This window comes from Frigoribacterium sp. PvP054, from assembly GCF_040547465.1.
In the GTDB taxonomy this organism is placed as follows: domain Bacteria; phylum Actinomycetota; class Actinomycetes; order Actinomycetales; family Microbacteriaceae; genus Frigoribacterium.
Genome location: NZ_JBEPPU010000006.1, coordinates 58386 through 83660, shown reverse-complemented (window position 1 = coordinate 83660; position 25275 = coordinate 58386). Strand labels below are relative to the sequence as shown.

Sequence of the window (25275 nt, the reverse complement as noted above, 5' to 3'; positions counted from 1 at the left end):
CAGTAGGCTAACGACCGTGTTGTCATCTGCGACGGAGCAGTCCCCCGACCCGAGGCGCCGCCGACCGGTCGACGAGGTGATCGTCCTCCGTCGCCAGGGCCGCCTGCCCCTCGACGACACCCTCGAGCCGGACGACCCGATCCTCCGTCCGCGTCGCCGGGGGCGGCGGCGCTCGCCCGTGCTCTACGTCCACCGCGAGCCCGTCCCGCACCAACCCGCCCTCGCCCTCGCCCTCTCCGCGGTCGCCGTCGGCTGCTACCTCGCCTGGGGCTGGACCGAGCTCGCCGAGGGCGCCTCGGACTTCCCCCTCGGCCTGGGCCGAGGTCGACGGGCGGCCGAACCGGTGATCGGAGTCACGGCGGCGTCCTTCGCCGTGTCCGCCCTCCTGGCGGCCACGGTGGGACGCCGCCCCGGGCGCTCCCCCGCCCTGCGGTGGACCGCGATCGTCTGCGCCGCGGTCACCACGATCGTCGTCGTCGCGACCCTGGTCGCGGCGGTGCCGTCGGTCGTCGGCACCTGACGTCGGCCCGACCCGAGTGCGAGAGGCACCGGCGGAGGCCGCGGACAAGCTACCGTTGCACCATGAGTGACACCACCGAGCAAGCCCCGAGCGACGCCACAGAGCAAGCCGACACGACGCCGACGTTCGCCGACCTGGGCTTGAGCGACCAGGTGCTCAAGGCCATCCGCGAGATCGGCTACGAGACCCCCTCGGCCATCCAGGCCGCCACGATCCCCACCCTGCTCGACGGCCGCGACGTCGTCGGCCTCGCGCAGACCGGCACCGGCAAGACGGCCGCCTTCGCCCTGCCCATCCTGTCGCGCCTCGACGTCTCGGCCAAGAAGCCGCAGGCCCTCGTCCTGTCGCCGACCCGCGAGCTCGCCCTGCAGGTCTGCGAGGCCTTCGAACAGTTCGCCTCGGGCATGCGCGGCGTCCACGTCCTGCCGGTCTACGGCGGTCAGGCGTACGGCGTCCAGCTGAGCGCGTTGCGTCGCGGCGTCCACGTCGTCGTCGGCACGCCCGGTCGCATCATGGACCACCTGGCCAAGGGCACGCTCGACCTCAGCGAGCTCAAGTACCTCGTGCTCGACGAGGCCGACGAGATGCTCAAGATGGGCTTCGCCGAGGACGTCGAGACGATCCTCGCCGACACCCCCGACGACAAGCAGGTGGCCCTGTTCTCGGCCACGATGCCGCCGCAGATCCGTCGCATCTCGAAGCAGTACCTGAACGACGCCGAAGAGATCACGGTCAAGGCGAAGACCACCACCTCGGTCAACACGACCCAGCGCTACCTGATGGTGTCGTACCCGCAGAAGGTCGACGCCCTGACGCGCATCCTCGAGGTCGAGAACTTCGAGGGCATGATCATCTTCGTCCGCACCAAGAGCGAGACCGAGACCCTCGCCGAGAAGCTGCGGGCGCGCGGCTACTCGGCCGCCGCGATCAGCGGCGACGTCGCCCAGGCCCAGCGCGAGCGCACGGTCAACCAGCTGAAGAGCGGCAAGCTCGACATCCTCGTCGCGACCGACGTCGCGGCCCGCGGCCTCGACGTCGACCGCATCAGCCACGTCGTCAACTACGACATCCCGATCGACACCGAGTCGTACGTGCACCGCATCGGCCGCACGGGTCGCGCCGGCCGCAGCGGCGCCGCGATCAGCTTCGTCACGCCCCGCGAGCGTCGCCTGCTCGGCGCGATCGAGAAGGCCACCCGTCAGCCGCTCACGCAGATGCAGCTGCCCACGGTCGAGGACGTCAACAGCACGCGCCTCACCCGCTTCGACGACGCCATCACCGAGGCCCTCGCGCAAGAGGCCCGCATCTCGGCGTTCCGCGACATCATCAGCCACTACGTCGAGCACCACGACGTGCCCGAGGCCGACGTCGCCGCCGCCCTCGCGGTGGTCGCCCAGGGCGAGACGCCGTTGCTGCTCGACCCGAAGGACGAGCGTCCCCAGCGCGACGAGCGCCCGCTGCGCGAGCGCGACGACCGTGCCCCCCGCGCCGGCCGCGACGACGACCGTGGCGAGCGTCGCGACCGCGGACCGCGCACGTCGAAGCCGATGACGGCCTACCGCATCGAGGTCGGTCGTCGCCACCGGGTCGAGCCCCGGCAGATCGTCGGTGCCCTGGCGAACGAGGGCGGTCTCAGCCGCGACGACTTCGGGGCGATCCAGATCCGTCCCGACTTCTCGGTGGTCGAGCTCGCCTCCGACGTGTCGAGCGACATGCTCGACCGCCTGAGCGACACCCGCATCAGCGGCAAGCTGATCGAGATCAAGCCCGACCGCCGAGGAGGCGCGCCCCGCCGCGACGACCGCCCCGACCGGTCGTACGGTGGCGACCGACCCGCCCGCAAGCCGCGCTACTAGGCACCCGGCCGCACGGCCCCCGACGCCGACCCGGCCCCCGCCTGGTCGGCGTCGTCGTGTCCGGTCCGCACGAGCCGTGGCGCCGGACGGGCGAGTCCGTCCACGACGGTGCGTCGTGGCCGACCGTCGGGCGCGAACTCGCCCGTCATCCCACCGATCAGCGCGCCTCGGGCGGCACGCACCACCCCAGCAGAACGGAGCCCGATGAGCACCCCGCCCTCCCCCGGTGGCACCGACGCCCTGTTCGGCGTCGTGCAGACCGCGCTCACGATCGGCAGTGCCATCCCGCTGCTGCTCTCGGTCGTGGCACTCGTGCTCTTCGTCCGCATGCGCCGCCGTCTCGCGACCGAGCCGACGGGCACCCGACGACTCGCCGACGACACCCGGCGGCTCCGCGATCTGGCCCGGGTGGGCCTGCTGGGCTCGGCGTTCGGTCTCGTTCTGCTGTTGATCGGGCAGCTCGTCGTGGGACTCGGCACGACGGTGGGCCCGGCCGCGGCGTTCGCCGGGCCGCTCGCACCCGTGACGATCGGTGCGGCCGCGCTGACCGCCCTCGCGGCCGGGGCGTTCGCGACCTCGCCGGCCCCGCCCGCGCCTCCTCGCCGCTGACCCATCGCCTTCGGCGAGTCCGTCCCCTCGAGTGGACCCAAAACGTCCTTCGTCGTCGCACGAAGGACGTTTTGCGCCCACTCGATCGACTCGTCGAGCGAACGGGTCCGCCGACGACTCGCCCACAGGCGGCTCCGGACTGACGGTGGTCCCCAGATCGCCGGAGTGCCACCACGACCGGCGCCGGCCGTCCGTACCGTCGACCCATGCTCGTCGAAGCGGGAGGTGGCACGGTCGATGACGACTCTCACGATGACAGCGTCGATCCGTTCGACGAACGCCGGGGCCTTCGAAAGCGACGACCTCACCCGGCAGCGGATGAGCCGCATCGCCAGACGCGACACGGCGCCCGAACTGGCCCTGAGGAGGGCACTCCACGCCGAGGGGTGGCGGTTCTTCGTCGACCGCACCGTCGAGGGGACGAGATGCCGACCCGACCTGTCGTTCCCTCGGCTGCGGGTCGCGGTGTTCGTCGACGGCTGCTTCTGGCACTACTGCGAGGCGCACACCCACCTTCCCCGGCGCAACGGGGACTACTGGCTCGACAAGCTCAGCGGCAACCGTCGGCGAGACGCCGCCACGACCTCACGCCTGGAGGTGGCGGGCTGGACGGTCGTCCGTGTCTGGGAGCACGACCCGCTGGACGACGCGGTGCGCAGGGTCGAGTCCGAGCTCGTCATGGCCCGCCGTCGTCGAGGCGTCTCCCACGGCCCGCATCGAGGCTCTCAGGCGGGCACGCCGGCGTACTCCGCCGCGAGCACGTCGCCGAGCCAGGCGGCGAGGGTCGCGGCGGCCGAAATGGGCGACTCGCGCTCGACGTCGGGGTTGTAGTTGGTGTTCGTGTTGACGTCGTACGGCACGAACCGGCCGTCGGCGGTCTCGATGAACTCGATGCCGGCGACCTCGATGCCCTGCTCGGCGACGAACGCCTCGAGCCGCTTCACCAACGGGTGCTCGGCGGTCACCGAGGCACGCACGGCGAACGGGGCGAACGTGGCCGGGTCGGCCCCGTCGGGCACGACGCACGCGTCCGCCGGGCACAGCTCGAAGCTGCCCGCCGAGGTGTCGACCCGCACCGCGTAGACGAACCGCCCGCCGACGAACTCGACGCGGGTGTTGAACGGCTCCTCCGCCTCGAGGAACTCCTGCAGCAGGGTGATCCCGTCGACCGGCACCTCGAAGTCGGGCCCGTCGACGTAGGCGTCGAACGAGGCGAGGTCGTCGAAGCGACGCACGCCCAGGCCCTTGCCGCCCTGGTTGTGCTTCGTGATGAACGGCAGCGCTCGCTCACGCGCCCGCGCCTTGAGGTCGCTCGTGCCGAACACGGCGGTCGTCGCGGGCACGTCGAAGCCGGCCGACGCCAGCGCCAGGTACTGCGCGACCTTGCTCACCTCGAGCTCGACGACGCCGCTGCCGTTGATCGTCCGGCGCCCGTGCCGCTCGGCCCAGCGCAGGGTCGCTCGGGCGACCTCCTTCGCCGTCCCCCGGCCCCGGGTGTGGGCCGAGCCGCTGAGGCGCGACCAGAAGATGCCCTCAGGAGGCGCGGCCGCGAGGTCGAACGACGTCCCGTCGAGGAGGTGCTCGCGGTGGGGCACCCCCGCGGCGTCGAGCGCGGCGACGAGCGGCGGCAGCCACTCGGGGTTGTCGTGCAGGACGTGGACGACGGGTGTCGGGTCGGCGCGGTCGACGGGAGCGGTGGCGAGTGCGGAACTCATCGTCCGATCGTGCACCACGCGCCTCCGTCGCGCCTCCACGTGTCGGCACGTGACCTTCGCCTCGCGGGTGCCGCCGCGGGCGAGTGGTCCGAGAACGTCCTTCGTCGATGCGCGAAGGACGTTCTCGGACCACTCGACGCCCGACCGGGGGCGACCCGGCACGATCGGGAGGTGCGAGCCAGTTGGTATCGTCGTCCGACGACTGCCGGAGGTCTTGCTTGGTGAACCACCCGTCGGGGCACGACGACGCCCTGAGCCGCGACGACGTGCGCGCGGCGTACGAAGACGACCCCACCTGGGCCCTACTCCGCGGCTACAACGCGCGCTGGATGCTGCCGCTGTTCTCCCGCCACCTCGAGCACGCCGAGGGGCCGGTGTCGGCCGACTGGTTCCACCGGCAGGTCGCCGACGCCCTCGAGCAGAACGCCGCCGAGCAGGCCGCGTCCGAGCAGGCCGCGTCCGAGCACCCCGAGGAGGCGCGGGTCGCGTCCCCGGCGACCCTCGCGTCCCCGACCACCGCGGACGTCGCACCCGGCGCCCCGTCCTCTTCCGCCGCGCCCGCGCCTCCCGCCGGCCCGGCCCTTTCCGCCGACGGCCGCACCACCCCGGCCGAGTACTGCCGCAGCTGGGTCGAGAGCCGCTGGCTGGTCCGCAGCCGCGCCTCCGGACCGGACGCCCGCGCCGAGTACCGCCTGTCGCCGCACGCGCTCAAGGCGCTGCGCCTCGTGCGCGACCTCGTCGAGCGCGACAACGCCGTCAGCGAGGCCCGCCTCGGCAGCATCGCGCACGCCGTCGGGCAGCTCGCCGGCCTCGCCGACCCGAGCCGCGAGGCCCAGCTCACCCGGCTCGACGAGCAGATCGCCGAGCTCGAACGGCGCAAGGCCGAGATCGAGCGACACGGCACCGAACCCACCGCTCCCGACGTGCTGCGCCGACAGGTCCGCGAGGTGGTGCGCCTGACCGCGTCGCTGCCCGAGGACTTCCGCCAGCTCGGCGCGATGGTCGAGCAGCGACACCGCGAGGTCGCGCGCCGGGCGTCGTCCCAGCACGTCGGCAAGGGCGCGCTCGTCGACCAGTACCTGCGCGACAACGACCTGCTCGAGCAGACCCCCGAGGGTCGGGCCTACCGCGGCTTCGCCCAGATGCTCTCGTCGCGCGAGATCGACGTCATGCGGGCCGACATCGAGAAGGTCCTGGCGCAGCCCGACGCGGCCGAGCAGCTCACCGAGCGCCAGCGGACCCAGCTCGAGTCGCTCATCTCGTCGTTGCTCGCCGAAGAACAGAGCGTGCAAGAGACCTACGGCCGCTGGACGTCGTCGCTCCGCAGGTTCTTGACCCGGTCGGGCTCCGACCAGCAGCAACGCCTGCTCACCCTCGCCGACCGGGCGCTGCACGCCGGGGGCGTCTGGGCCGAGCGTCGGCCGGGTCACGCCATGCTGCCGACCGAGCACGGCGACGGACTCGGGCTCGGCGCGCTCGACGTCCGCGACGTCAGCCAGGTGCAGCTGCACACCGACCGTGCCCGCCCGACCGTCGACGTGCAGGTCACGATCGGCGACGCCGCCCTGCCCGAGGCCGACCGCGCCGCCCTGCGCCTCACCTCGGGCACGAGCACGGCGGCCGTCTCGGCGACGATCGACCGCCTGCTCGCCGACCGCGACGAGGTCACGAGCGCCGACGTCTACCGCGCGACCGACCCCGAGTTCCGTCGCCTCGGGCTCGTGCTGAGCATGCTCGACCTCGCCCTCGACCGCGGTGTCGTCGGCGACGACACCGAGACGGTCGAGCTCGCCGGCGACCCGGCCGACGATCCCGCGCCCGTCGACACGCGAGGCGGACGAACAGGACCAGGAGGCGGGGGTCCAGGAGGCGCGGGCCGTCAGGTCACGCTGCCCCGCCTCGTCTTCCGGCGAACCGCCGCGGCGCCGCCCGACGGGGCGCCCGCCACCACGCCCCCCGACGTCGACCCCGCCACGCCCGGCGCCCCCGCCCGCACGACCCGCTCCACCCGCACGAAGGACCCCGCATGAGCCCCGCAGCACCGCTCGACGAGACCGGCGTCGACGAGCCGACCCGCGCCTCCTCGGTGGAGGCGACCGGCGGCTCCGTCGACGGGCCGACCCGCGCCTCGCGCGACGCGTTCGACGACGGCGACGCGGACGACGTCCGGTCGGGCGCGGCGTCGGACGCCCTGCCGCTCGCCGGCCGCAAGGCCCTCGTCACCCTGCTGACCCATCGGTTCGTGTCGCGTGCCCGGCAGCAGGAGGCCTGGGCCGGCCTGCTGGCGCACGAGGCCGAGATCCGGGCCCGGCTCGACGAGATGTTCCTCGTGCTGGTCGTCGACCTCGACCACGAGGTCGCCTTCAAGAGGCAGGGCGGCGAGGACGACGTGCCCGTGCTGTTGCGCCGCGAGAAGCCGCTGTCGCGTGACGCGTCGCTGCTGATGGTGTTCGCCCGGCGCGAGCACGCCTTCACCGACGGCCTCGACGAGGCCGTCGTGATCTCGAGGGACGCGGTCGTCGAGTTCGTCGGGCGCCACCACGACGACACCGGGGCCGACGAGGTTCGGGCACGACGCCGGGCCGACGCCGCGATCGCCGCGCTCGTCGCCCGCGACCTGCTCTCGCCCGAGCCGGACGACCCCGAACTGTTCGTCGTGTCGCCCGCGATCGTGCCGCTGATGACCGCCGACCGGCTGGCCCACCTCGAGCGGGTGTACCTCGAGGCGGCAGGGGTCGAGGGCGACGGCCTCCCGTCCGGCGACGAGTCCCGGGCCGACGTCGACGACCTCGACGAAGACGAGGCCGAGAGCGACGGTGTCGGCGACGACGCCCTCGACCCCGAGGTCGAGCCCGACCCGGACGACGCCCCCGACCGCGCCGCCGAGACCGACGACTCCCCCGAGCCCGACCCGACCGCCGTCCCGCTCGACCTCGACCTCGACCTCGACCTCGACACCGACACCGACACCGACCCGGAAGCACCCCAGTCATGAGCACCGCCGACACCGCGCCCGACCTCGGCATGTTCCACTCGGGCCAGTACCGCATCGAGCAGGTGCAGCTGCTGAACTGGGGCAGCTACGCCGGCCTGCACCGCATGCCCGTGGGTCGCGGCGGCATCGCGATCCTCGGGCCGACCGGTCGCGGCAAGTCGACGGTGCTCGACGCGATGGCCGCGGTCATCATGCCGAACCCGCAAGAGTTCAACCGTGCCGCGCGCGACGACAGCCGCAACCGGTCCGAGCGGACGGTCTACAGCTACGCGCGCGGCAAGACCGACGAGGTGCGCGACGCCGCCTCCGACCGCACGACGACGCGCTTCCTCCGCCCGCTCGGCGAGGCGTTCCCGAGCGGGGCGGCGATCACGTGGTCGACCGAGCTCGGCCAGACCGTCACGGCCGTCCGCGTCGCCTGGATCGCTGAGGACACCGCCGGTCAGGACGACGTCACCCAGGCGAGCGTCTACCTGCTCGTGCACGGCCGCTTCGACCTCAGTCGGCTGTCCGAGGTGACCCGCGAGGGCACGAGCCAGAACCCGTTGACCCGCGGATCGCTCGCCCGGCTGCTCGACCCGGCCCGCGACCTCGCGACGGCCTCGCAGCCCGAACTGCGGGTGCGGCTCTGCGGCGTGCTCGGCATCGGCGGCAGCGACGAGTCGCAGCTCAAGGCCCTCACCCTGCTGCGGCGGGCGCAGGCCTCGAAGGGCGTGTTTTCGATCGACGACCTGTTCAAGCAGTTCGTGCTCGTGCAGCCGCAGGCCCTCAGCCGCTGGGAGACCACGCTCGCCACCTACCGCGAGGCCTCGGCCCTCTACGACGTGTTCGAGACGACGCGCAAGAAGCTCGACGTGCTCGACCCGGTGCCGGCCCTCGGCGACCGGTACGAGCTCGCCGGCCGTGACGGCTCGGCGAAGCGACGGCTGCTGGTCGACGACGGCGGCCCCAGCCGACTGCGCGTCTGGCTGGCCGAGCGCGTCGGCAGCTGGGTCAGCGGCGAGGTCGACCGCGTCACCGCCGACAAGCGCGAGCAGACCGAACGCAGGAGGCGCGCCCAGGCGGACGAGCAGCTCGCGTTCCGGTCCCGGGAGCAGGCCCTGGCACGCATCGGCGAACTCGGGGGCGACCCCACGCAGTCGCTCCGCGAGCACGTGGCCGCCGCCGAGGCCGAGCTCGCCGCCGTCGAGCGCACCCGGGGCCGACTCGCGGCAGCTCTGGATGGCACCGGCGAGACCTTCCCCCGCGACGCCGCCCAGCTCGACGCCCTCGTCCGTCACGCCGAGCGTCTCGCGGCCGACGACGCCGCCGCCCGCACCGCGACCGGCGACGCCCGCAGCGAACTCGCCGCGCGCATCGGCGAGACGAAGCGCGCCCTGGCCGCCCTCGAGAGGCAGAAGCGGTCGTTCGAGCAACGACGCAGCAACGTGCCCGACGACGCGATCGAGCGCCGTCGACGCATCGCCGAGGGCGCGGGCGTGCCCGTGTCGAGCCTGCCGTACGCCGGCGAGCTGTTCGAGGTCGCGCCCGAGCACGCCGGCTGGACCGTCGCGATCGAGCGGGTCCTCGGCGATCTCGCCACGCACCTCCTCGTCGACCGCGACCACTTCGACGCCGTGCGCCGCTGGGTGGACGGGAACGACGTGCGCGGACGCGTCACGCTCGTGCCCGCGACCGTCGACGCCGTGCCGCGACTCACGCCCCTCGACCACACCGTCCCCGCGATGGTGCGCCTCGACCGGGCGAGCCCCTTCCACGGCTGGTTGCACGACGAGCTCGTCGCCGACCGCAGCGTGCTCTGCGTCGAGGGTCCCGACGACCTCGACGACCCCCGCCCGACCGGCACCCGCGGTGCCGTCACCCGGCGGGGGCTCCGCACCGGTTCGCGTGACCGGGTGGTCAAGGACGACCGGTCGACCCGCTCGTGGATCGGCCTCGACAACGCCGCCCGCATCGCCGAGCTCGGCGATGAGATCGTCGACCGCGAGGCCGAGCTGGCGCGGGTCCGAGGCGAGTACGACGCCATCGAGGCCGAGGCGGCCGAGCGTCGCCGGGTGGTCGACGCCGTCGCTCGAGCCAGGGAGTTCACCTGGGACGAGCTCGACACCGCGCCCGCCTCGGCCAGGCTCGACGACCTGCGCGCCCAGCTCGACCGCATCGCCGTCGAACGCCCCGAGCTCGCGACGCTGCAGGCCGAGGCGGCGCAGCACGACGACGACCGGTCGGCCGCGACCCGGCGTCTGGCCGAGATCGACCAGGTGCTCGCGCGCCTCGACGAGAAGCACGCGACCCTCGTCGACATCGAGGACGAGTTCGCCGACGCCGCCGACGCCGAGCCCCTGACCGACGACGAGCAGGCCCTGCTCGCACCCCTGCCGTTCGCCGCCCCGCGCGAGGCGACCGACGTGGCGCGCCTGTACCGCGACGCGGCGTCGCAGCTGCGGGCCCAGGTCGACGCCCACGACCGTGACCGCGCGAACGCCGAGGCGACCCTCGTCGTCGTCTTCGAGCGCTACCTCGAACTCGACCGCACGGCGGGCTTCGACGCGACCGTCGACAGCCTGCCGACCGTCCGGGCGATCCACCGCCGGCTCGTCGCCGACGACCTGCCGCACGCGAAGCAGCGATGGCTCGAGAAGGCGGGCACCGACGTCGGCGACAGCCTGCGGGCGCTGCTCGTCCAGATCGAGGAGGACGGCCACGTCATCCGTCGCGGCGTCCGCCCGATCTCGCAGGCGCTGCGCTCGATCGAGTTCCGGCAGGGCTCGACGCTCGACATCGAGCCGCGGCCGGTGTCGAACGGCGACCTCGTCGACTTCAAGCGCACCCTGCGCGAGCACGCGAGCGGGGCGGACCGCCCCGAGGCGCCCGGCTCGGGTGCGAGTGGCTCGACCGACGGACGAACCGAGGAGGCGCGGGACGCGTCCGCGGTCGAACGACGGTTCCTGAGGCTCCGCCGCGACCTGGCCCACCTCGAGGAGCGGTCGAAGGTCGGCGACGCCTGGCGTCGACGGGTGCTCGACGCCCGCGAGCACTACCAGTTCCGGGCGATCGAGACCCGGGCCGACGGCACGCAGATCGTGCACGAGGGCGTGGCCGGCAAGTCCGGCGGCGAGGGGCAGGAGCTCATCGCGTTCGTGCTCGGGGCCGCCCTGCGCTTCCGGCTCGGCGACGGCACCGACCGCGTGCCGACCTACGCGCCGATCGTGCTCGACGAGGGCTTCGTCAAGGCCGACGCCGAGTACACCGGCCGGGCCCTGGCGGCGCTCACGTCCTTGGGCTTCCAGCTCGTGGTCGGGGCACCGCGCGACAAGGTCAACGCGTTCGAGCGGCACGTCGAGAGCGTCGCCTACATCTCGAGCGACCCGTCGAACCCCGAGCTCTCGCGCATCTACCCGCTGACGATCCGCCAGGCGATCCAGGTCGAGCGGCACGGCCTCGACCCCGCCGCCCTCGCCTGACCCGCGCCTCCCGTCAGCGGGACGAACGCCCCTTGAGGAGGCGCGGTGCGAGCGTGACCCGGCGCGCGCCTCCTGCATCGGCATGCGCCGCCGAGCCCAGGGCGTCGATCAGCAGCCGCACGGCCTCGCGACCCATCGCCGGCCACGGGTGACGCAGGGTCGTGATCTCGCGGTCGTCGCCCTCGCCGAGCGACACGTCGAGCAGACTGGCCACCTGGAGGGTGCCGGGCACCGCCACTCCGTTCAGCCGGAGCACCGTGACCAGTCCGTGGGCGACGTCGTCGTTGGCACAGATCGCGGCGTCGACCGCGTGCTGCTCGACGTCGACGCCCCGCGGGACGTCCCGGCCCGCACCGGTTGCTGCCGTGCCCTCGCGGCTCGACGTCGATCCCTCGAGCAGGGCGTTCGCCGCGGCGACTCCCCCGGCGAGCACCGCGTCGGCCGTGATCGCTTCGACGAACGTCACGTCGCGCAGTTCGCACGACGCCCGCACGGCCGCGATGCGACGGGCGTCGGCGGGATCGCCCGGCGAGAGCCCGACCGTGACGAGCGATCGTGCCCCGCCGTCGGCGAGGGAGCCGACGAGCAGGTCGGTGGCCCGGTGGTCGTCGAGACCCACCGAGTCGGTGCCGTCGCCGAAGATGTGCCGCCCGACCTGCACCACCGGGACTCGCGCGGCGGCGGCGATCGCGTCGCGGCTGACGTCCTCGCTCGGCGGGCAGATGATGAGCCCGTCGACGCGACGGCTCAGCATCGACTCCACCGTCGCGACGTCGTGGTCGTCGCCGTCGGCCGAGTAGCGCAGCACGAGCGACATGCCCTCGTCGTCGAGGGCGGCGCTGACCGACTCGATCAACGCCGACAGGAAGCCGGTCGTGTACCGCGGCAGGATCAGGCCGACCGTCTCGGTGCGCTGGCTTCGCAGGGCGCTCGCGACGGCGTTGTGCCGGTAGCCGAGATCGGTGATGGCCTTGCGCACGGCTCGTGACCGCGACTCCGAGACGTGCTGCGCTCCCGAGAGGACCCGCGACGCGGTGGCGATCGAGACGCCGGCCTCGCGGGCGACGTCGACCAGGGTGGGCCCGGCGACCGGGGTCACCGGTCCACCAGGCCTGCTGCGTGTCCGCCGGCCGAGGACTGGTCCCTTGCACGAGAACGCTCGTGCTCGATCGACGCCACGAAGTCGGTGAGCACGGCCATCGCCCCCTCGACCGTCGCTTCGAGCAGCCGCTCGCCCTTCTCGGCCGTGGCCGACGTGGGGTCGCCGAAGACGCCGCTCGCCGAGAACGGGTGCAACTGCATCGGGGTCGTGCCGAAATCGGAGGGGAAGACGGGGTAGCTCGCCTCGTACCGGTCACGCCGCACGTCGTCGGGCGCGACGCGCAGCATGATCGAGGTCTCGATCTCGTCGGCGTGAGCGAGGCCGGGCGCGGCGGCACGGCTCTCACGCACCTCGGCGATGGCGTCGTCCATGCCGGGATGGTCGAGCGTCACGGTGGGCAGGACACCCTGATCGATCAGGAGGCGTGTGGCCGCGTACAGCGGAGCCCGGTTTCCCCAGTCGCCGTTCACGACGATCAGCCCTCCGGCACCGGACGCCGCGAGTGCCCGTCCCAGGTCGACCACGATCGCCGTGACGGTCGCCGTCGAGAGGGAGAGCGTTCCGCGGTAGCCCGCGGTGTTCCAGGTGTCCCCGTAGTGCACCGGCGGCAGCAGCACCGCGTCCAGTCGATCGGCGAGGCGGCCGGCCACCTCGGCGGCGGTCGCGGTGTCGGTGCCGAGGGGCAGGTGCGGCCCGTGCTGCTCGAAGGCGCCGAAGGGCAGCACGGCGAGACCTGCCCCCCGGTCGAAGGCGGCGGCCACGTCGGGCCAGGGCGTGCGGTCGGCGTCGATCATCATCAGGGAGCGTACGTCTGGATCGTGGTGCCGTGCGACCGGTCCGTCAGCCCGGGCAGGCGCTCGTTCATCTCGGCCATGAGCGGCCCGAGCTCCACGCCGACCAGACGGCCCTCGGCCACGACCACACGGCCGTCGACGATCACGGTCTCGACGTCGCTCGACCGCACGCTCAGCACCAGCGCCGCGGCCAGGTCGTTCATGGGCTGCAGATGGGGTTTCCACGGGTCGATCAACACGATGTCGGCTTTGTACCCCGGCTTCAGGGCTCCGAGATCGTGCTCGCGCCCGATCGCGGCGGCGCTCTGGCGGGTCAGGAGGTCGAGGGAGTGCGCGCTCGTCATCCAGGTGGCGTCGCCCGAGTCCGCCTTCTGCACCAATGCCATGCTGCGCAGGCTCTCGAACATGTCGAGGGTGTTGTTCGACGCGCAACCGTCGGTGCCGATGCCCACGACGATCCCGGCATCGTGCAGCAGGCGGATCGGCGTCGTCGAGTGGGTGTGCTTCTGGTAGACCTTGGCGCAGCACGAGACGCCGACGCGGTCGGCGTACGGCGTCAACCAGGCGAGATCGCTCTCGACGATCCCGGTGCCGTGCGCGATGAGGGCCCCGGCGTCGAGCATGCCGGTGTCGTGCAGCACCTGGATCGGCGTGACCCCTCGCCTCGCGAGCGACGATTCGGTCTGGTGCATCGTCTCGGACGCGTGCACGTGGCTGCGGACGCCGATCGCGCGCGCCGCGTCGGCCGTCCGCGCGAGATCGGCGTCGTCGACCGTGTAGACCGCGTGCGGCCCGAGCATCGTCGTGATGCGTCCGTCGGCCCGGCCGTTCCACTCGGCCGCGAACGCGGCGCTCCGGTCCAGACCCGCGGCCCCCTGGGACGAGAAGTAGGTCTCGGCGAGCACCGCCCGCATGCCGCCGTCCTCGACGGCGGTCGCGATCTGGGCCATCGAGAAGTAATGGTCGGCCACGGTCGTGACGCCGGCGAGGAGCATCTCGGCCACCGCGAGCCGGGCCCCCAGCAGGACGTCGCGATCGGTGAGGTTGACCTCCATCGGCCAGATGTGGTCGTTGAACCAGGAGGCGGTGGGGACGTCTTCGGCGGAGCCCCGGAAGTACGTCATCGAGGAGTGGCTGTGCGTGTTGATCATGCCCGGCATCGCGATCCGACCCGGGGCGTCGATCACCCGGGCCGTCTCGAGATCGGCGGAGGAGACCTCGTCGTCGGGCTTGATCCAGACGATGTCGGCACCCGAGACGCCCACGGCCTGGTCGGGCGAGAACGTGACCGGCTCGGGGCGAGTCGGATCGTGCGGCGGTAGGTCGGGGTACGCCGCGACGGGGCGTCGCGTCTCGGTGAGCACGGTCACCCCACGGATCACCAGGTCGACTGAAGCGGGGCGCTGTGCGGCGGTCGTCATTCAGACACCATGGCAGACGATGACGCATCTGTGAGAACGTTTACTTCATTGCTTACGCGCTCGAAACACGCCCGAAACAGCGAAGGTCCTAGCGTGGTGACACCCCTTCACCCCGACGAACCTCCGCGAGCCACGCCTTGTCGCTCTCGGTCAGGTAATCGTTTACAGCCTTGGAGTCCCCGTGCCCACTCTGCCGTCCCGCCCCGCCCTGCACCTCGTCCCCGCCCACCGCCTCGTGATCGCATCCGGAACGGCGCTCGCCGCCACGATGCTGCTGGCCTCGTGCTCGGGTCAGACCGCCGCGACCACGCCGTCGGCCGACCCAGACGCGGCGACCGTCGCCCTGCTCTACGGCACCACCGGCGATTACTCGATCATGGACGGCGGCTATTCCGGCTTCACGGCCGCGCAGGAGAAGCTCGGCTTCAACCCCGTCGAACTGTCGAGCCCGAACACCGACGACTACCAGGACCGCCTCGACCTCGCCGTGTCACAGGGAGCGGATCTCGCGGTCGGCATCGGATTCCAGTTCGCCCAGCCCATGCAGACCACCGAGCACCCCGACACGGCCTTCGTCGACGTCGACACCGACATCGGCACCGAGATCGAAGGGGTGACGACGATCTCCTTCGCCGCCAACGAATCGTCGTACCTGGTCGGCGTCGCTGCCGCCCTCACCTCGACGACCGGTCACATCGGGTTCGTGGGCGGCGTCGATCAACCGTCGATCCAGAACTTCTTCGTCGGCTACGAAGCCGGCGCCAAGTCGGTCGACCCGTCGATCACGATCGACTCGACCTACCTCTCGCCGCTGGGCGACTTCACCGGCTTCTCCGACCCGACCAAGGGCAAAGAGGCCGCGGCGTCGATGTACGCCGGTGGGGCCGACGTCGTCTACGCGGCCGCCGGGGGCTCGGGCCAGGGCGTCTACGAGCAAGCGGCCGAGTCGAGCACACCCGACGCGAAGGTCTGGGCGATCGGCGTGGACGGCGACGCTTACGAGCAGGTCGACGACGACATCAAGCCCTACATCCTCACGTCGGCGCTGAAGAACGTCGACGTCGCGGTCGAGGACGTCATCACGGCGTTCGACGCCGGCACGCTCGAGACGGGCGAGCAGGTGTTCGACCTCGAGACGGGTGGGGTCGGCTACTCGACGAGCGGCGGCTTCGTCGACGGCATCACCGACCAGCTCGACGAGGCCGAGACCTCGATCGTCGACGGTGACGTCACCGTCCCGACGGCACTCTGACCCGATGGTGGAGCACGAGGCGTCGGTCCGACTGACCGGGATCGTCAAACGCTTCGGCACGTTCACGGCGAACGACCGGATCGACGTCCTCGTGAGACCCGGCACGGTCCACGCGATCGTCGGCGAGAACGGGGCCGGCAAATCGACCCTCATGAAGGTGCTCGCCGGTGAAGAGCGACCCGACGAGGGCACCGTCGAGGTCGAAGGCGTCGCGCACGACTTCCGTTCACCGCGCCAGGCACAGCAGGCCGGGGTCGGCATCGTGCACCAGCACTTCTTGCTCGCCGGCGCCCTGCGCGTCTGGGAGAACGTCGTCCTCGCCGACGAACCGGGCAGGCCGTGGCGGCTCGACGCGGCCGCGGCCCGCGCTCGCGTCACGGAACTCGCCGATGCGAACGGCTTCGACGTCGACGTCGACGCCTTCGTCTCCGATCTGGGCGTCGGTGATCGACAGCGCGTCGAGATCCTGAAGGTGCTCCATCGAGAGGCCAGGGTGATCATCCTCGACGAGCCGACAGCCGTGCTCGTGCCGTCGGAGGCGAGTGCGCTCTTCCGGTCGATCCGCGCCCTGACCGCACGGGGCGCCTCCGTGGTCTTCATCTCGCACAAGCTCGACGAGGTGCTGGCCTTCGCCGACGAGATCACGGTGATCCGCGCGGGGCGGGTCGTCGGCCGCACCACTCCCGCCGAGACGACTCCACGCGAGCTGGCCGGCCTGATGGTCGAGGTGGCGATGCCCACCGTCGAACCACGCACCAGCCCGCCCGGTGATGCCGTCGTGCTCTCGGTCGACGGCGTCACCGTCGGCTCCCCCGACGAGCGTCCCCTGCTCGACGCCGTGTCGTTGGTCGTCCACGCGGGCGAGATCGTCGGTGTCGCCGGCGTCGAGGGAAACGGGCAGTCCGAGTTGTTGGCCGCCTTGCTCGGCCGCGTCGACTACGACGGGCAGATCACCCTCGACGGGCAGGCCATCGACGCGCTGTCGACGCGGGAGCGTCGAGCACTCGGTGTCGGCTACATCCCCGAGGACCGTCACCGCGACGGTGTGGTGCTCGGCTTCAGCCTGAGCGAGAACGCGGCACTCGGCTACCAGCAGCGGGCACCGATCAAGCGTGGCTGGTGGTTCGACCGGTCGGCGGCGGTGTCGACGGCCGCCGACATCATCCGTCGATTCGACGTCCGCGGTGGGTCGCCGACCACGACCGCGGCGTCGCTGTCGGGTGGCAACCAGCAGAAGTTCATCATCGGCCGCGAGCTCGGGTCGGATCCGACCGTCCTCGTCGCCGCTCATCCGACTCGTGGCGTCGACGTCGGCGCACAGGGCGCCGTCTGGCGCGAGTTGGTCACGGCACGCGACGCGGGGCTCGGCACGCTGCTCGTGTCGGCCGACCTCGACGAGTTGCTCGCCCTCAGCGACCGTCTGCTCGTCATGTACGGCGGACGCGTGGTCGCCGAGCTCGACCCCCGTTCCGTCACCGCCGGCGATCTCGGAGAACACATGACCGGCGCCCACCTGCCCACGAACGGAGGCCGCTCGTGACCCGACGTCGCACACTGCCGGTCGGTCTGCCGCGACGCCTCGCCGTGACGGTGGCCGGCCCCTTCGTCTCGGTGCTGCTCGCCCTCGCGGTCACCGCGCTCTTCCTGACCGCGGGCGGCTACAGCGCTGCGAGCGCCTTCTCCGTGATGTGGGCGTACGGCGTCCAGCCGAACTCGCTCGTGTCGAGCCTGAACGGTGCCGTGCCTCTCTACGTCGCCGCCGTCGCCGGCGCGTTCGCGGTGCGCATGGGGCTGTTCAACATCGGAGTGGACGGTCAGTACCGCATGGCGGCCCTGGCCGGTGCCGTCGCGGCCGCGTCGCTGCCCTTCCCGCTCGCGGTGCGCCTCCCGCTCACCCTGCTGATCGCCTGCGCGGTCGGGGCCGGGTGGGCGCTGATCCCCGCCCTGCTCAAGATCCATCGAGGCGTGAACGAGGTGATCACGTCCATCCTGCTGAACGCGATCGCGACCACCATCGTGGCCGTGCTGCTCAGTGGTGTCTTCCGCTCGGGCGGCGGGCAGAACACCGGCACCGCCCTCATCGACGACGGAGGGCTGATGCCCGCCCTCCCGGGTGTCGGCACGGGTCAGGGCTCCATCTCGAGCTTCGTCGTCGTCGCGCTGCTGGCCGGCATCGTCTACTACCTCGTGATCGAGCGCAGCGTGTTCGGCTACTCGTTGCGCGTGGCGGCCCGGTCGCCCGAGGCCGCCGAGTCGGCCGGCATCCGCGTCGACCGAAAGATCGTGCAGGCCATGCTCATCAGCGGCGCCGTCGCCGGGCTCGTCGGACTGCCGCACATCCTCTCAGTGGCCGGTCGGTTCGACGGCACGCTGCCGACCGACCTGATGTTCACCGGGCTCGCCGCGACCCTGCTCGGCCGCCAGCACCCGATCGGGATGGCCCTGGGTGCCTTCGTCCTCGCCTTCGTCGAGCGCAGCGCCCAGGTGCTCGGCCTCGTGCAGCTGCCGACCGAGGTGGGGCAGGTCTTCCTGGCCGTCGTGCTGCTGTCGTCCGCGGTCGGCTACTGGCTGACGGAGCGGGCGGACGCCCGCATCGCGCTGACCCTCGCCCTCCGCCGACGCCTCCGAGCCGCACGTGACGCCGTCGCTCCCGGCGCGTCGTCGACCCCGACCCCGACCGGAGGAGCCTCGCGATGAGCCTCGGCCCCAACCCCCCGACCACGCTGTCGCCGTCGCACGGTGCGCCGGCCCGCGCGTCCGTCGCGCGTCTCCGGCCGTCGTCTCGCCGAGTGCGTGCGGCCCTGCGCTGGGCCCTGCTCGGTCTCGGCCTGTTGATCCTCGCGCGCTACCTCGCCGACGCACCCGGCATCACCGCGTCGTCGACCTGGGGGTCCGCCCTCCGACTGACCGTGCCGATCGCCCTGGTCGCGATGGGCGGCCTGTTCTCGGAACGGTCCGGGGTGATCAACGTCGGCCTCGAGGGCATGATGATCGGCGGGACCTGGATGGCGGGCCTCTTCGGCACCCTCGCCGGACCCTGGGCCGCGCTGCTCGGCGGGGTCGTCGGTGGCCTCTGCTTCGGTGTGCTGATGGCCGTGCTCTGCATCGAGATGGGCATCAACCAGCTGATCGTCGGTGTGTCGATCAACGTGATCGCCGCGGCGGTCGCGCGGTTCATGGCGGACATCGTGTTCAGCCAGATGGACGGCGGCACGATCGCCCGTTCGCCCCGGATCGGCGGCGACGTACCTCACCTGTCGCTGCCCGTCGTCAGCGGCGGGTTCGGCACACCTGACGTCAGCCGCGTGATGGAGTCCTCCGAGCTGCCCGTCGTGGCACAACTCGGCGGTGTGCTCGGCGGCCTCACGCGGGACGTGTCCGTGGCTGCCGTCCTCGGCCTGCTGATCATCCCGCTGGTCGCGTGGGTGCTCTGGAAGACCCCGTTCGGCCTGCGTTGGCGAGCGGCAGGCGAAGAACCGGCGGCGTTGCAGGCACTCGGCGGCAGCGTGCACCGGACGCGGTGGATCGCGGTGCTGGTCGGGTCGGGGCTGGCCGGATTCGCGGGTGGGTACCTCACGCTCATCTCGCAGGGCTACATCGAGAACCAGACGGCCGGACGAGGGTTCATCGGCCTGGCGACGCTGATCTTCGGCAACTGGACGCCGTCCGGAGTCTTCTTCGGCGCCTCCCTGTTCGGCATCAGCGACGCGGTCGGCATCGGTCGTCCCGAGACCCTGCGCGCCCTGGTCCTGGTGCTCGCCGTCGTCTTCGCCGCCGTGGGTGTTCGCCGACTGCTCCGCGGAACGCCAGGACGACGCCTCCGTGACGGTGTGCCCTCGCTCGTGCTCGGTGTCGTGTTGCTCGCCGTGTTCGCGTTCGTCCCCCTGCCCGCCGCCGTGTCGAGCGCGACGCCCTACGTCGTCACGCTCGCCGTGCTCGTGGTGGCCGGCACCCGCATGCGTCCTCCGGCCGCCCTCGGCCGACTCGTGCCCCGGCGCACGCGGCGCAGCTGACCCTCACCGCGCCTCCTCGATCCCCATCACGAACCGCAAGGACCCCCCGTGCACCATCGCTCCACGCCCTCGCCCCTCGACGGAATCGACGTGTGGGACGGCCACGAGCCCCTCGGGGCCCGACGGCTGGCCTGGGCTCCCTCGGGCACGGACGCCTCGCCGGACGCGGTCGTCTCCGACCTGCGGCCGGTGCCCCCGTCGCCGCGCTACGAAGGACTGTCGGTGATCCCGGGGTTGATCGACACGCACGTCCACCTGATCGGGAACGCCGGAGGCGCGGCGTCGGGATTCCTGACCTGGCCGCTGGTCACCCCGCCGACCGAACAGGTGCTGCACGGTCTCGCGCATGCCCGCCAGGCCCTCGCCGGCGGGGTGACGACCCTGCGCGACCTGTCGGCGGACGAGGTGCAGTTCTCGCTGGCCCGGGCCGTCGAGGCAGGGCTGGTCGAGGCTCCGCGCCTCCTCGCCCACGGCATGGTGAGCATGACGGGCGGGCACGGCGACATGTTCGTCCCGCCCGGGGTCGACCCCCGCCTGCGCAAGCCGACGGCGGACGGGGTCGACGCCTGCCGTGCGCTGGTGCGGGCCCACGCCCGAGCCGGGGCCACGGGCATCAAGATCGCCACGAGCGGCGGGCTGTTGTCCGACGGCGACAAGCCGTCGTGGCGCAACCACACGGTCGCCGAGATCGACGCGATCGTCGACGAGTCCCACGCGCTCGGCCTGCTCGTGGCGGCGCACGCCCACACGACCGAGGGCATCCGGATCGCGCTGCGTGCCGGTGTCGACTCGCTCGAACACGCGACACAGCTCGGTGGCGAGCTCGCCGCCGACGTGATCGCCGCGGGCGTGCCGGTGGCTCCGACGCTCCTGATCAACGACGCGATCGCCGACGGCACCGTGGCGGTCACCCCCGACCAGCAGGCCGCCGCCCGCGAACTCGTCGCGACTCGCGACGCCGGGTTCGCCGCCGCCGCGGCGGCCGGGGTCGACTTCGTGCTGGGCACCGACGCGAACGGTTTCCACGTGCGCTTCGGCGCGCAGATGGACGAGCTGCGACGCATGGGAGAGGTCTTCGGCTGGTCCCCGGAACGCGTGCTCGAAGCGGGCACCTCTCGCGCGGCGGCTGCGATCGGTCGGGGCGCGTCGTCCGCGGTCGGTGCAGGCTCGGGCGGGGCCGTGCTCGGGCGGATCGCGGTGGGGGCCGCGGCCGATCTCGTCGTGATGCACGGCCGGCCCTGGCGCGACTCGGGCGCGCTCGACACGGCAAACATCGTGGCCGTGGTCGCCCGGGGTCGCGTCGTGGCCGGGGCTCTGCCCATCTGAGGACACGACGCGGCCGAACACGGCGTTGCACACACCAGCCCGGGTCGGACCGGACCGGGCACCGTCTCAAGCACCCGGCGCGAGCAACCCCGTCTCGTACGCCACGATCACGAGCTGGGCCCGGTCGTGCGCGTCGAGCTTCGTCATGATGCGGTTGACGTGGGTCTTCGCGGTGTGCGGTGAGATGACCAGCTCGGCGGCGATGTCGGCGTTCGCGCGGCCGCGGGCGACGAGCAGCAGCACCTCGCGCTCCCGCTCGGTGAGGTGCGCGAGCTCGCGCGGCACGGGCCGCTCGAGCCCCTGGGTGGTCCCCCCGCCGAGGCCGCCGACGCCGGCCCCGCCCGAGCCGCCGCCCGGCAGCACGTACTTCTCGATGAGGCTGCGCGTCGCGACGGGCGACAGCAGCGACTCCCCCGCGTGGACGGCCCTCACCGCCCGCACGATCTCGTCGGGCTCGGCGCCCTTGCCGATGAACCCGCTGGCGCCGGCGCGCAGGGCGGCGACGAGGTACTCGTCCTCCTCGAAGGTGGTGAGGACGAGCACCTTCGTCTCGGCGAGCAGCGGGTCGGCGCAGATCTCGGCCGTGGCGCCGATGCCGTCGAGCTCGGGCATCCGGATGTCCATGACGACGACGTCCGGCCGCAGCGACGCGGCCCGCGTCACGGCCTCGCGGCCGTTCACGGCGTCGCCGACGACCTCGATCCCGTCCGTGCCGTGGAGGATGTCGGTCACGGCCTGACGGATCAACGACTGGTCGTCGACGACGAGCACGGTGGTCACGAGGCTCCTCCGTCCCGGCCGGGCGTGCCGGCCTCGCGCCCGAGCGGCAGCACGGCCGCCAGCCGGAAACCGCCCGGCGTCGGCCCGGTCTCGACCGACCCGCGCACCGAGGCCACGCGCTCGCGCAGCCCGAGCAGGCCGTGCCCGCCCCGCACGACGTCGGAGTCGACGTCGTCCTCGTCCTCGGCCCGGACCACCGGCACGGGGTTCGTCACCACGACCGACACCTCGTCCCCGGCGACGGCGACCAACACGTGGGCGCGGTCACCGGCGCCGTGCTTGCCGGCGTTCGTCAGCCCCTCCTGCACGACCCGGTAGGCGACGAGGTCGGCCGCGCCGCCCACCGCGGCGATGGCTCCCTCGACCCGGGTGGTCACGACGAGTCCCGCGTCGGCGAACCCGGCCACGAGCTCGTCGAGCCGCGCCAGTCCCGGCTGGGGCGACGGCGCCCGGTCGGAGTCGCCGGCCCGCAGCACCTCGAGCAGGTCGCCGATCTCGCCGAGGACGGTCCGGGAGGCGCGGCGGATGGTCGCGAGGGCCGTCACCGCCTTCTCGGGTCGCGTCTCGATCGCCGACGATGCGACGCCCGCGTTGAGGCTGATCACCGAGATCTGGTGGGCGACGGCGTCGTGCAGGTCGCGGGCGATGCGCAGGCGCTCCTCGGCGACGCGGCGCGAGGCCTCGGCCTCGCGGGTGCGTTCGGCCCGCTCGGCACGCTCGGTCACGGCCTCGATGTACTCACGGCGCGACCGGCTCGCGTCACCCGCCGCGGCACCCAGGGCGATCAGCAGGGCGAACTGGACGACGGGCAGGTCGAAGAACCGTCCGTCCACGGCCACGAGGCCGAGCAGCACGACGACGAGGGCGGTGACGGCCGTCACGACGATGGTCCGACGACGTGGCGTCCGCGCGGCGACGGCGAAGACGGCGATGCCGGTGGCGAGCACCACGCCGGGTGCGAGCGTGCCGAGCAGGGCGGCGAGGCCGAAGAGCCCCACGATCGCGGCGAGCACCGCGACCGGCCGACGCCGTCGCAGGGGCAGCAGCAGGGCCGGCGCGACGACGACCGCGACGGCGAGCGCACCGCTCGGCCGGAAACCGGCCACGGGGAAGGGTGCGAAGGCCGCACCGACGACGAGCCCGGCGGCGAGGGCGTCACCCAGCCACCAGGGGACGCGGGGTCGCGGGTAGGCCGGCTCGCGCCTCCTGCCGTCCGTCGTCGTCATGACCCCATCGTGCCCTGGAACGGCGGCGGCCGAGTCACCCCGACGCGTCGTCTCGCGTACCGCGGTCGCGGTACGAGCGGTCGGGCAGGTGTCCGCGGCGGGGGGACGCCCGTGGTGGCGGCGGCCGCGATCGTTGGTCCCGGCCCCGGAGACACCGGGCCGACAGCGACAGGAGCACCATGGCGCCGATCATCTCGGTCCGAGACGTCCACCGTTCGTACGGGCGCGGCCCGAACCGCTTCGAGGCCCTCAAGGGGGTGAGCTTCGACGTCGCCGAGGGCGAGAGCGTGGCGATCGTCGGCAAGAGCGGCTCGGGCAAGTCCACCCTGATGCACGTGCTCGCGCTGCTCGACGCCCCGACCACCGGCACGGTCGAGCTCGAGGGCGTCGACACCGGCACGCTGCGCGGTGCCCGCCTGAACCGCACCCGCAACGCGACGTTCGGCTTCGTCTTCCAGCAGTTCTTCCTCACGGCGAGCTCGTCGGTGCTCGAGAACGTCGTGCTGCCGATGACGATCGCGGGCGTGCCCCGCGGCGAGCGCCGGCGTCGCGGCCTCGCGGCCCTCGAGCAGCTCGAGCTCGCCGACAAGGCGGGCAGCAAGGCGAAGGACCTCTCGGGGGGTCAGAAGCAACGAGCGGTGATCGCCCGGGCGCTGGTCAACGACCCGCGGATCATCTTCGCCGACGAGCCCACCGGCAACCTCGACTCGGCGACCGGGGCGGTGGTCGAGGACATCCTGTTCTCGCTGAACCGGGAGCACGGCATCACGCTGATCGTGGTGACCCACGACGACGACCTGGCCGCGCGCTGCGACCGGCGCATCGTGATCCGCGACGGACGGATCGTCGACCCCGAGGGCGAGGTGGCCGCATGACGACCGTCGACCTGCTGCGGAGTGCCGTGGCGAACACCTTCCGGTCGAAGACGCGCACCGTCCTGACCATCCTGGCGATCTTCGTCGGTGCCTTCACGCTGACCCTGACGAGCGGGCTGGGCACCGGCATCAACGACTACATCGACGACACCGTGTCGGCGGTCGGGTCGTCCGACACGATGACGGTCACCACGGCGTCCGACGACGCGCAGGGCTTCGGGTCGGCCGACCCGGGCCCGGCCGAGTACGACCCCGACACGGTCGCCGCCGGCGGGTTCGGTGCGCCGGGGGCGACCGTCGTCGCCCTGACGCCGGACGACGTCACGACCCTCGAGGGCATCGACGGCGTCCTCGCGGTGCAGCCGACCGAGTCGATCGAGACCGACTACGTCGAAGGCGCCAGCGGCACGAAGTACGTCGTGTCGGCAGGAGCCCTCGTGCCGGGGCAGCACCTCACGCTCACCGCGGGCGACCAGCCCGCCGACGACGGCACCGAGCTGCAGGTCGTCATCCCGACCTCGTACGTCGAGCCGCTGGGGTTCCGTGACGACGCGGCGGCCGTCGGGCAGTCCGTCACCCTCGCGGTGACCGACGCGACGCGGACCCAGCACACGGTCACCGCGACCGTGGTCGGCGTCGCCGAAGAGAGCATCGCCTCGCCGACCGGTGCGTCGGTCACGCCGGGCACGGCTCTCGCCACGGCCCTGTTCGACGCGCAGAACGTCGGGGTGCCCGCCGACCAGGTCGACCGGTACGCGCAGGCCACCGTGCGTTTCGCCGCGGACGCCACCGACGAACAGGTCACCGCGCTGAAGGACCGCCTGACGGCGGCCGGCTACACGGGCACGACCGTCGCCGACCAGCTGGGCACCTTCACCACGGTGATCGACGGCATCGTGCTCGTGCTCAACGCCTTCGCGATCATCGCCCTGCTCGCCGCGAGCTTCGGCATCGTCAACACGCTGCTCATGTCGGTGCAGGAGCGCACCCGCGAGATCGGCCTCATGAAGGCGATGGGCATGGGCAGCGGCAGGGTCTTCGCACTGTTCAGCCTCGAGGCGGCGTTCATCGGGTTCCTCGGCAGCGCCATCGGCGCGGGCGTCGCGATGGTCGCGGGCAGCGTGGTCAGCTCGGCCCTCGCCGGGTCGCTGCTGTCGAACCTGCCGGGGCTGACGCTCATCGCGTTCGACCCCGTGTCGATCGCGCTGATCGTCGTCGTGGTCATGGTGATCGCCTTCGTCGCCGGCACGCTGCCCGCGGCGCGTGCCGCCCGCGCCGACCCGGTCGAGTCGCTGCGCTACGAGTGAGGAGGCGCGGGTCGGGGCGCGAA

Annotated in this window: 20 protein-coding genes; 14 read left to right on the top strand and 6 right to left on the bottom strand. The window is 72.6% G+C overall.

Going from position 1 to position 25275, the window contains the following annotated elements:
- Positions 1-16 precede the first annotated feature (16 nt).
- The 4 genes from ABID81_RS09935 to ABID81_RS09920 all read left to right on the top strand — a co-directional run bounded on the left by ABID81_RS09935 (position 17) and on the right by ABID81_RS09920 (position 3816).
- Positions 17-520, top strand: coding sequence for a hypothetical protein (locus ABID81_RS09935; RefSeq protein ID WP_354594637.1), 504 nt, complete (start codon positions 17-19; stop codon positions 518-520).
- Between the two features lie 62 nt (positions 521-582).
- Positions 583-2376 (top strand): DEAD/DEAH box helicase, encoded by a 1794-nt coding sequence (locus ABID81_RS09930; protein WP_354594636.1) that lies wholly within the window; start codon positions 583-585, stop codon positions 2374-2376.
- A gap of 204 nt (positions 2377-2580) precedes the next feature.
- On the top strand, positions 2581-2985 hold the full coding sequence (locus tag ABID81_RS09925; RefSeq protein WP_354594635.1) for a hypothetical protein: 405 nt from the start codon (positions 2581-2583) through the stop codon (positions 2983-2985).
- A gap of 252 nt (positions 2986-3237) precedes the next feature.
- Positions 3238-3816: a very short patch repair endonuclease gene (locus ABID81_RS09920; RefSeq protein WP_354594634.1), complete on the top strand. Its 579-nt coding sequence runs from the start codon at positions 3238-3240 to the stop codon at positions 3814-3816.
- Here the strand turns inward: ABID81_RS09920 and ABID81_RS09915 are convergent.
- Positions 3711-4700, bottom strand: a complete 990-nt coding sequence (locus ABID81_RS09915; protein WP_354594633.1) for an ATP-grasp domain-containing protein — start codon at positions 4698-4700, stop codon at positions 3711-3713. The two genes, ABID81_RS09920 and ABID81_RS09915, sit on opposite strands and share 106 nt — an antisense overlap.
- Before the next feature lie 221 nt (positions 4701-4921).
- Here ABID81_RS09915 and ABID81_RS09910 point away from each other — a divergent pair, with 221 nt between their 5' ends.
- From ABID81_RS09910 to ABID81_RS09900, 3 genes are read left to right on the top strand one after another with little or no spacing between them, the layout of a single operon-like run.
- The gene (locus ABID81_RS09910) at positions 4922-6730 is read left to right on the top strand and encodes a DUF3375 family protein (RefSeq protein WP_354594632.1); all 1809 of its coding nucleotides are present in this window, start codon (positions 4922-4924) and stop codon (positions 6728-6730) included.
- Entirely contained in the window at positions 6727-7695 is a 969-nt protein-coding gene (locus ABID81_RS09905) for a DUF4194 domain-containing protein (RefSeq protein ID WP_354594631.1), read from the top strand. The genes ABID81_RS09910 and ABID81_RS09905 overlap by 4 nt, the downstream gene beginning before the upstream one ends.
- Positions 7692-11156, top strand: a complete 3465-nt coding sequence (locus ABID81_RS09900) for an ATP-binding protein (RefSeq protein WP_354594630.1) — start codon at positions 7692-7694, stop codon at positions 11154-11156. The genes ABID81_RS09905 and ABID81_RS09900 overlap by 4 nt, the downstream gene beginning before the upstream one ends.
- A 13-nt stretch (positions 11157-11169) precedes the next feature.
- On the opposite strand, the gene ABID81_RS09895 is transcribed toward ABID81_RS09900, so the two are convergent.
- Genes ABID81_RS09895 through ABID81_RS09885 form a run of 3 tightly spaced genes read right to left on the bottom strand, consistent with a single transcriptional unit; the run spans position 11170 to position 14473 of the window.
- The gene (locus tag ABID81_RS09895) at positions 11170-12255 is read right to left on the bottom strand and encodes a LacI family DNA-binding transcriptional regulator (protein WP_354594629.1); all 1086 of its coding nucleotides are present in this window, start codon (positions 12253-12255) and stop codon (positions 11170-11172) included.
- A complete protein-coding gene (locus ABID81_RS09890) occupies positions 12252-13052 on the bottom strand; it encodes a creatininase family protein (RefSeq protein WP_354594628.1) in 801 nt (266 codons plus the stop codon). Before ABID81_RS09890 ends, ABID81_RS09895 begins: the two co-directional genes overlap by 4 nt.
- 2 nt (positions 13053-13054) lie before the next feature.
- Positions 13055-14473 (bottom strand): amidohydrolase, encoded by a 1419-nt coding sequence (locus ABID81_RS09885; RefSeq protein WP_354594627.1) that lies wholly within the window; start codon positions 14471-14473, stop codon positions 13055-13057.
- Positions 14474-14654: 181 nt separating this feature from the next.
- Here ABID81_RS09885 and ABID81_RS09880 point away from each other — a divergent pair, with 181 nt between their 5' ends.
- Genes ABID81_RS09880 through ABID81_RS09860 form a run of 5 tightly spaced genes read left to right on the top strand, consistent with a single transcriptional unit; the run spans position 14655 to position 21064 of the window.
- Complete coding sequence (locus ABID81_RS09880; protein WP_354594626.1) at positions 14655-15725, top strand: BMP family lipoprotein; 1071 nt, start codon at positions 14655-14657, stop codon at positions 15723-15725.
- A 4-nt stretch (positions 15726-15729) separates the two neighbouring features.
- Entirely contained in the window at positions 15730-17265 is a 1536-nt protein-coding gene (locus tag ABID81_RS09875; RefSeq protein ID WP_354594625.1) for an ABC transporter ATP-binding protein, read from the top strand.
- The gene (locus ABID81_RS09870) at positions 17262-18422 is read left to right on the top strand and encodes an ABC transporter permease (RefSeq protein WP_354594624.1); all 1161 of its coding nucleotides are present in this window, start codon (positions 17262-17264) and stop codon (positions 18420-18422) included. The genes ABID81_RS09875 and ABID81_RS09870 overlap by 4 nt, the downstream gene beginning before the upstream one ends.
- A complete protein-coding gene (locus ABID81_RS09865; protein WP_354594623.1) occupies positions 18419-19738 on the top strand; it encodes an ABC transporter permease in 1320 nt (439 codons plus the stop codon). Before ABID81_RS09870 ends, ABID81_RS09865 begins: the two co-directional genes overlap by 4 nt.
- A 48-nt stretch (positions 19739-19786) precedes the next feature.
- The gene (locus ABID81_RS09860) at positions 19787-21064 is read left to right on the top strand and encodes an amidohydrolase family protein (RefSeq protein ID WP_354594622.1); all 1278 of its coding nucleotides are present in this window, start codon (positions 19787-19789) and stop codon (positions 21062-21064) included.
- Between the two features lie 66 nt (positions 21065-21130).
- Here the strand turns inward: ABID81_RS09860 and ABID81_RS09855 are convergent, their stop codons facing one another.
- Positions 21131-21844 carry a response regulator transcription factor gene (locus ABID81_RS09855; RefSeq protein WP_354594621.1) on the bottom strand — a complete coding sequence of 238 codons (714 nt, stop codon included), beginning with the start codon at positions 21842-21844 and terminating at the stop codon, positions 21131-21133.
- Positions 21841-23070 carry a sensor histidine kinase gene (locus tag ABID81_RS09850; protein ID WP_354594620.1) on the bottom strand — a complete coding sequence of 410 codons (1230 nt, stop codon included), beginning with the start codon at positions 23068-23070 and terminating at the stop codon, positions 21841-21843. Before ABID81_RS09850 ends, ABID81_RS09855 begins: the two co-directional genes overlap by 4 nt.
- 179 nt (positions 23071-23249) lie before the next feature.
- Between ABID81_RS09850 and ABID81_RS09845 the strand changes: the two genes are divergently transcribed.
- On the top strand, positions 23250-23945 hold the full coding sequence (locus tag ABID81_RS09845; RefSeq protein WP_354594619.1) for an ABC transporter ATP-binding protein: 696 nt from the start codon (positions 23250-23252) through the stop codon (positions 23943-23945).
- Entirely contained in the window at positions 23942-25252 is a 1311-nt protein-coding gene (locus ABID81_RS09840; protein WP_354594618.1) for an ABC transporter permease, read from the top strand. Before ABID81_RS09845 ends, ABID81_RS09840 begins: the two co-directional genes overlap by 4 nt.
- Positions 25253-25275 lie beyond the last annotated feature (23 nt).

Bases quoted from the DNA above. Each gene is read 5' to 3' on its own strand.
- ABID81_RS09930 (WP_354594636.1), top strand. From the start codon at position 583: ATGAGTGACACCACCGAGCAAGCCCCGAGCGACGCCACAGAGCAAGCC.
- ABID81_RS09925 (WP_354594635.1), top strand. From the start codon at position 2,581: ATGAGCACCCCGCCCTCCCCCGGTGGCACCGACGCCCTGTTCGGCGTC.
- ABID81_RS09920 (WP_354594634.1), top strand. From the start codon at position 3,238: ATGACAGCGTCGATCCGTTCGACGAACGCCGGGGCCTTCGAAAGCGAC.
- ABID81_RS09915 (WP_354594633.1), bottom strand. From the start codon at position 4,700: ATGAGTTCCGCACTCGCCACCGCTCCCGTCGACCGCGCCGACCCGACA.
- ABID81_RS09905 (WP_354594631.1), top strand. From the start codon at position 6,727: ATGAGCCCCGCAGCACCGCTCGACGAGACCGGCGTCGACGAGCCGACC.
- ABID81_RS09900 (WP_354594630.1), top strand. From the start codon at position 7,692: ATGAGCACCGCCGACACCGCGCCCGACCTCGGCATGTTCCACTCGGGC.
- ABID81_RS09890 (WP_354594628.1), bottom strand. From the start codon at position 13,052: ATGATCGACGCCGACCGCACGCCCTGGCCCGACGTGGCCGCCGCCTTC.
- ABID81_RS09885 (WP_354594627.1), bottom strand. From the start codon at position 14,473: ATGACGACCGCCGCACAGCGCCCCGCTTCAGTCGACCTGGTGATCCGT.
- ABID81_RS09875 (WP_354594625.1), top strand. From the start codon at position 15,730: ATGGTGGAGCACGAGGCGTCGGTCCGACTGACCGGGATCGTCAAACGC.
- ABID81_RS09865 (WP_354594623.1), top strand. From the start codon at position 18,419: ATGAGCCTCGGCCCCAACCCCCCGACCACGCTGTCGCCGTCGCACGGT.
- ABID81_RS09850 (WP_354594620.1), bottom strand. From the start codon at position 23,070: ATGACGACGACGGACGGCAGGAGGCGCGAGCCGGCCTACCCGCGACCC.
- ABID81_RS09845 (WP_354594619.1), top strand. From the start codon at position 23,250: ATGGCGCCGATCATCTCGGTCCGAGACGTCCACCGTTCGTACGGGCGC.
- ABID81_RS09840 (WP_354594618.1), top strand. From the start codon at position 23,942: ATGACGACCGTCGACCTGCTGCGGAGTGCCGTGGCGAACACCTTCCGG.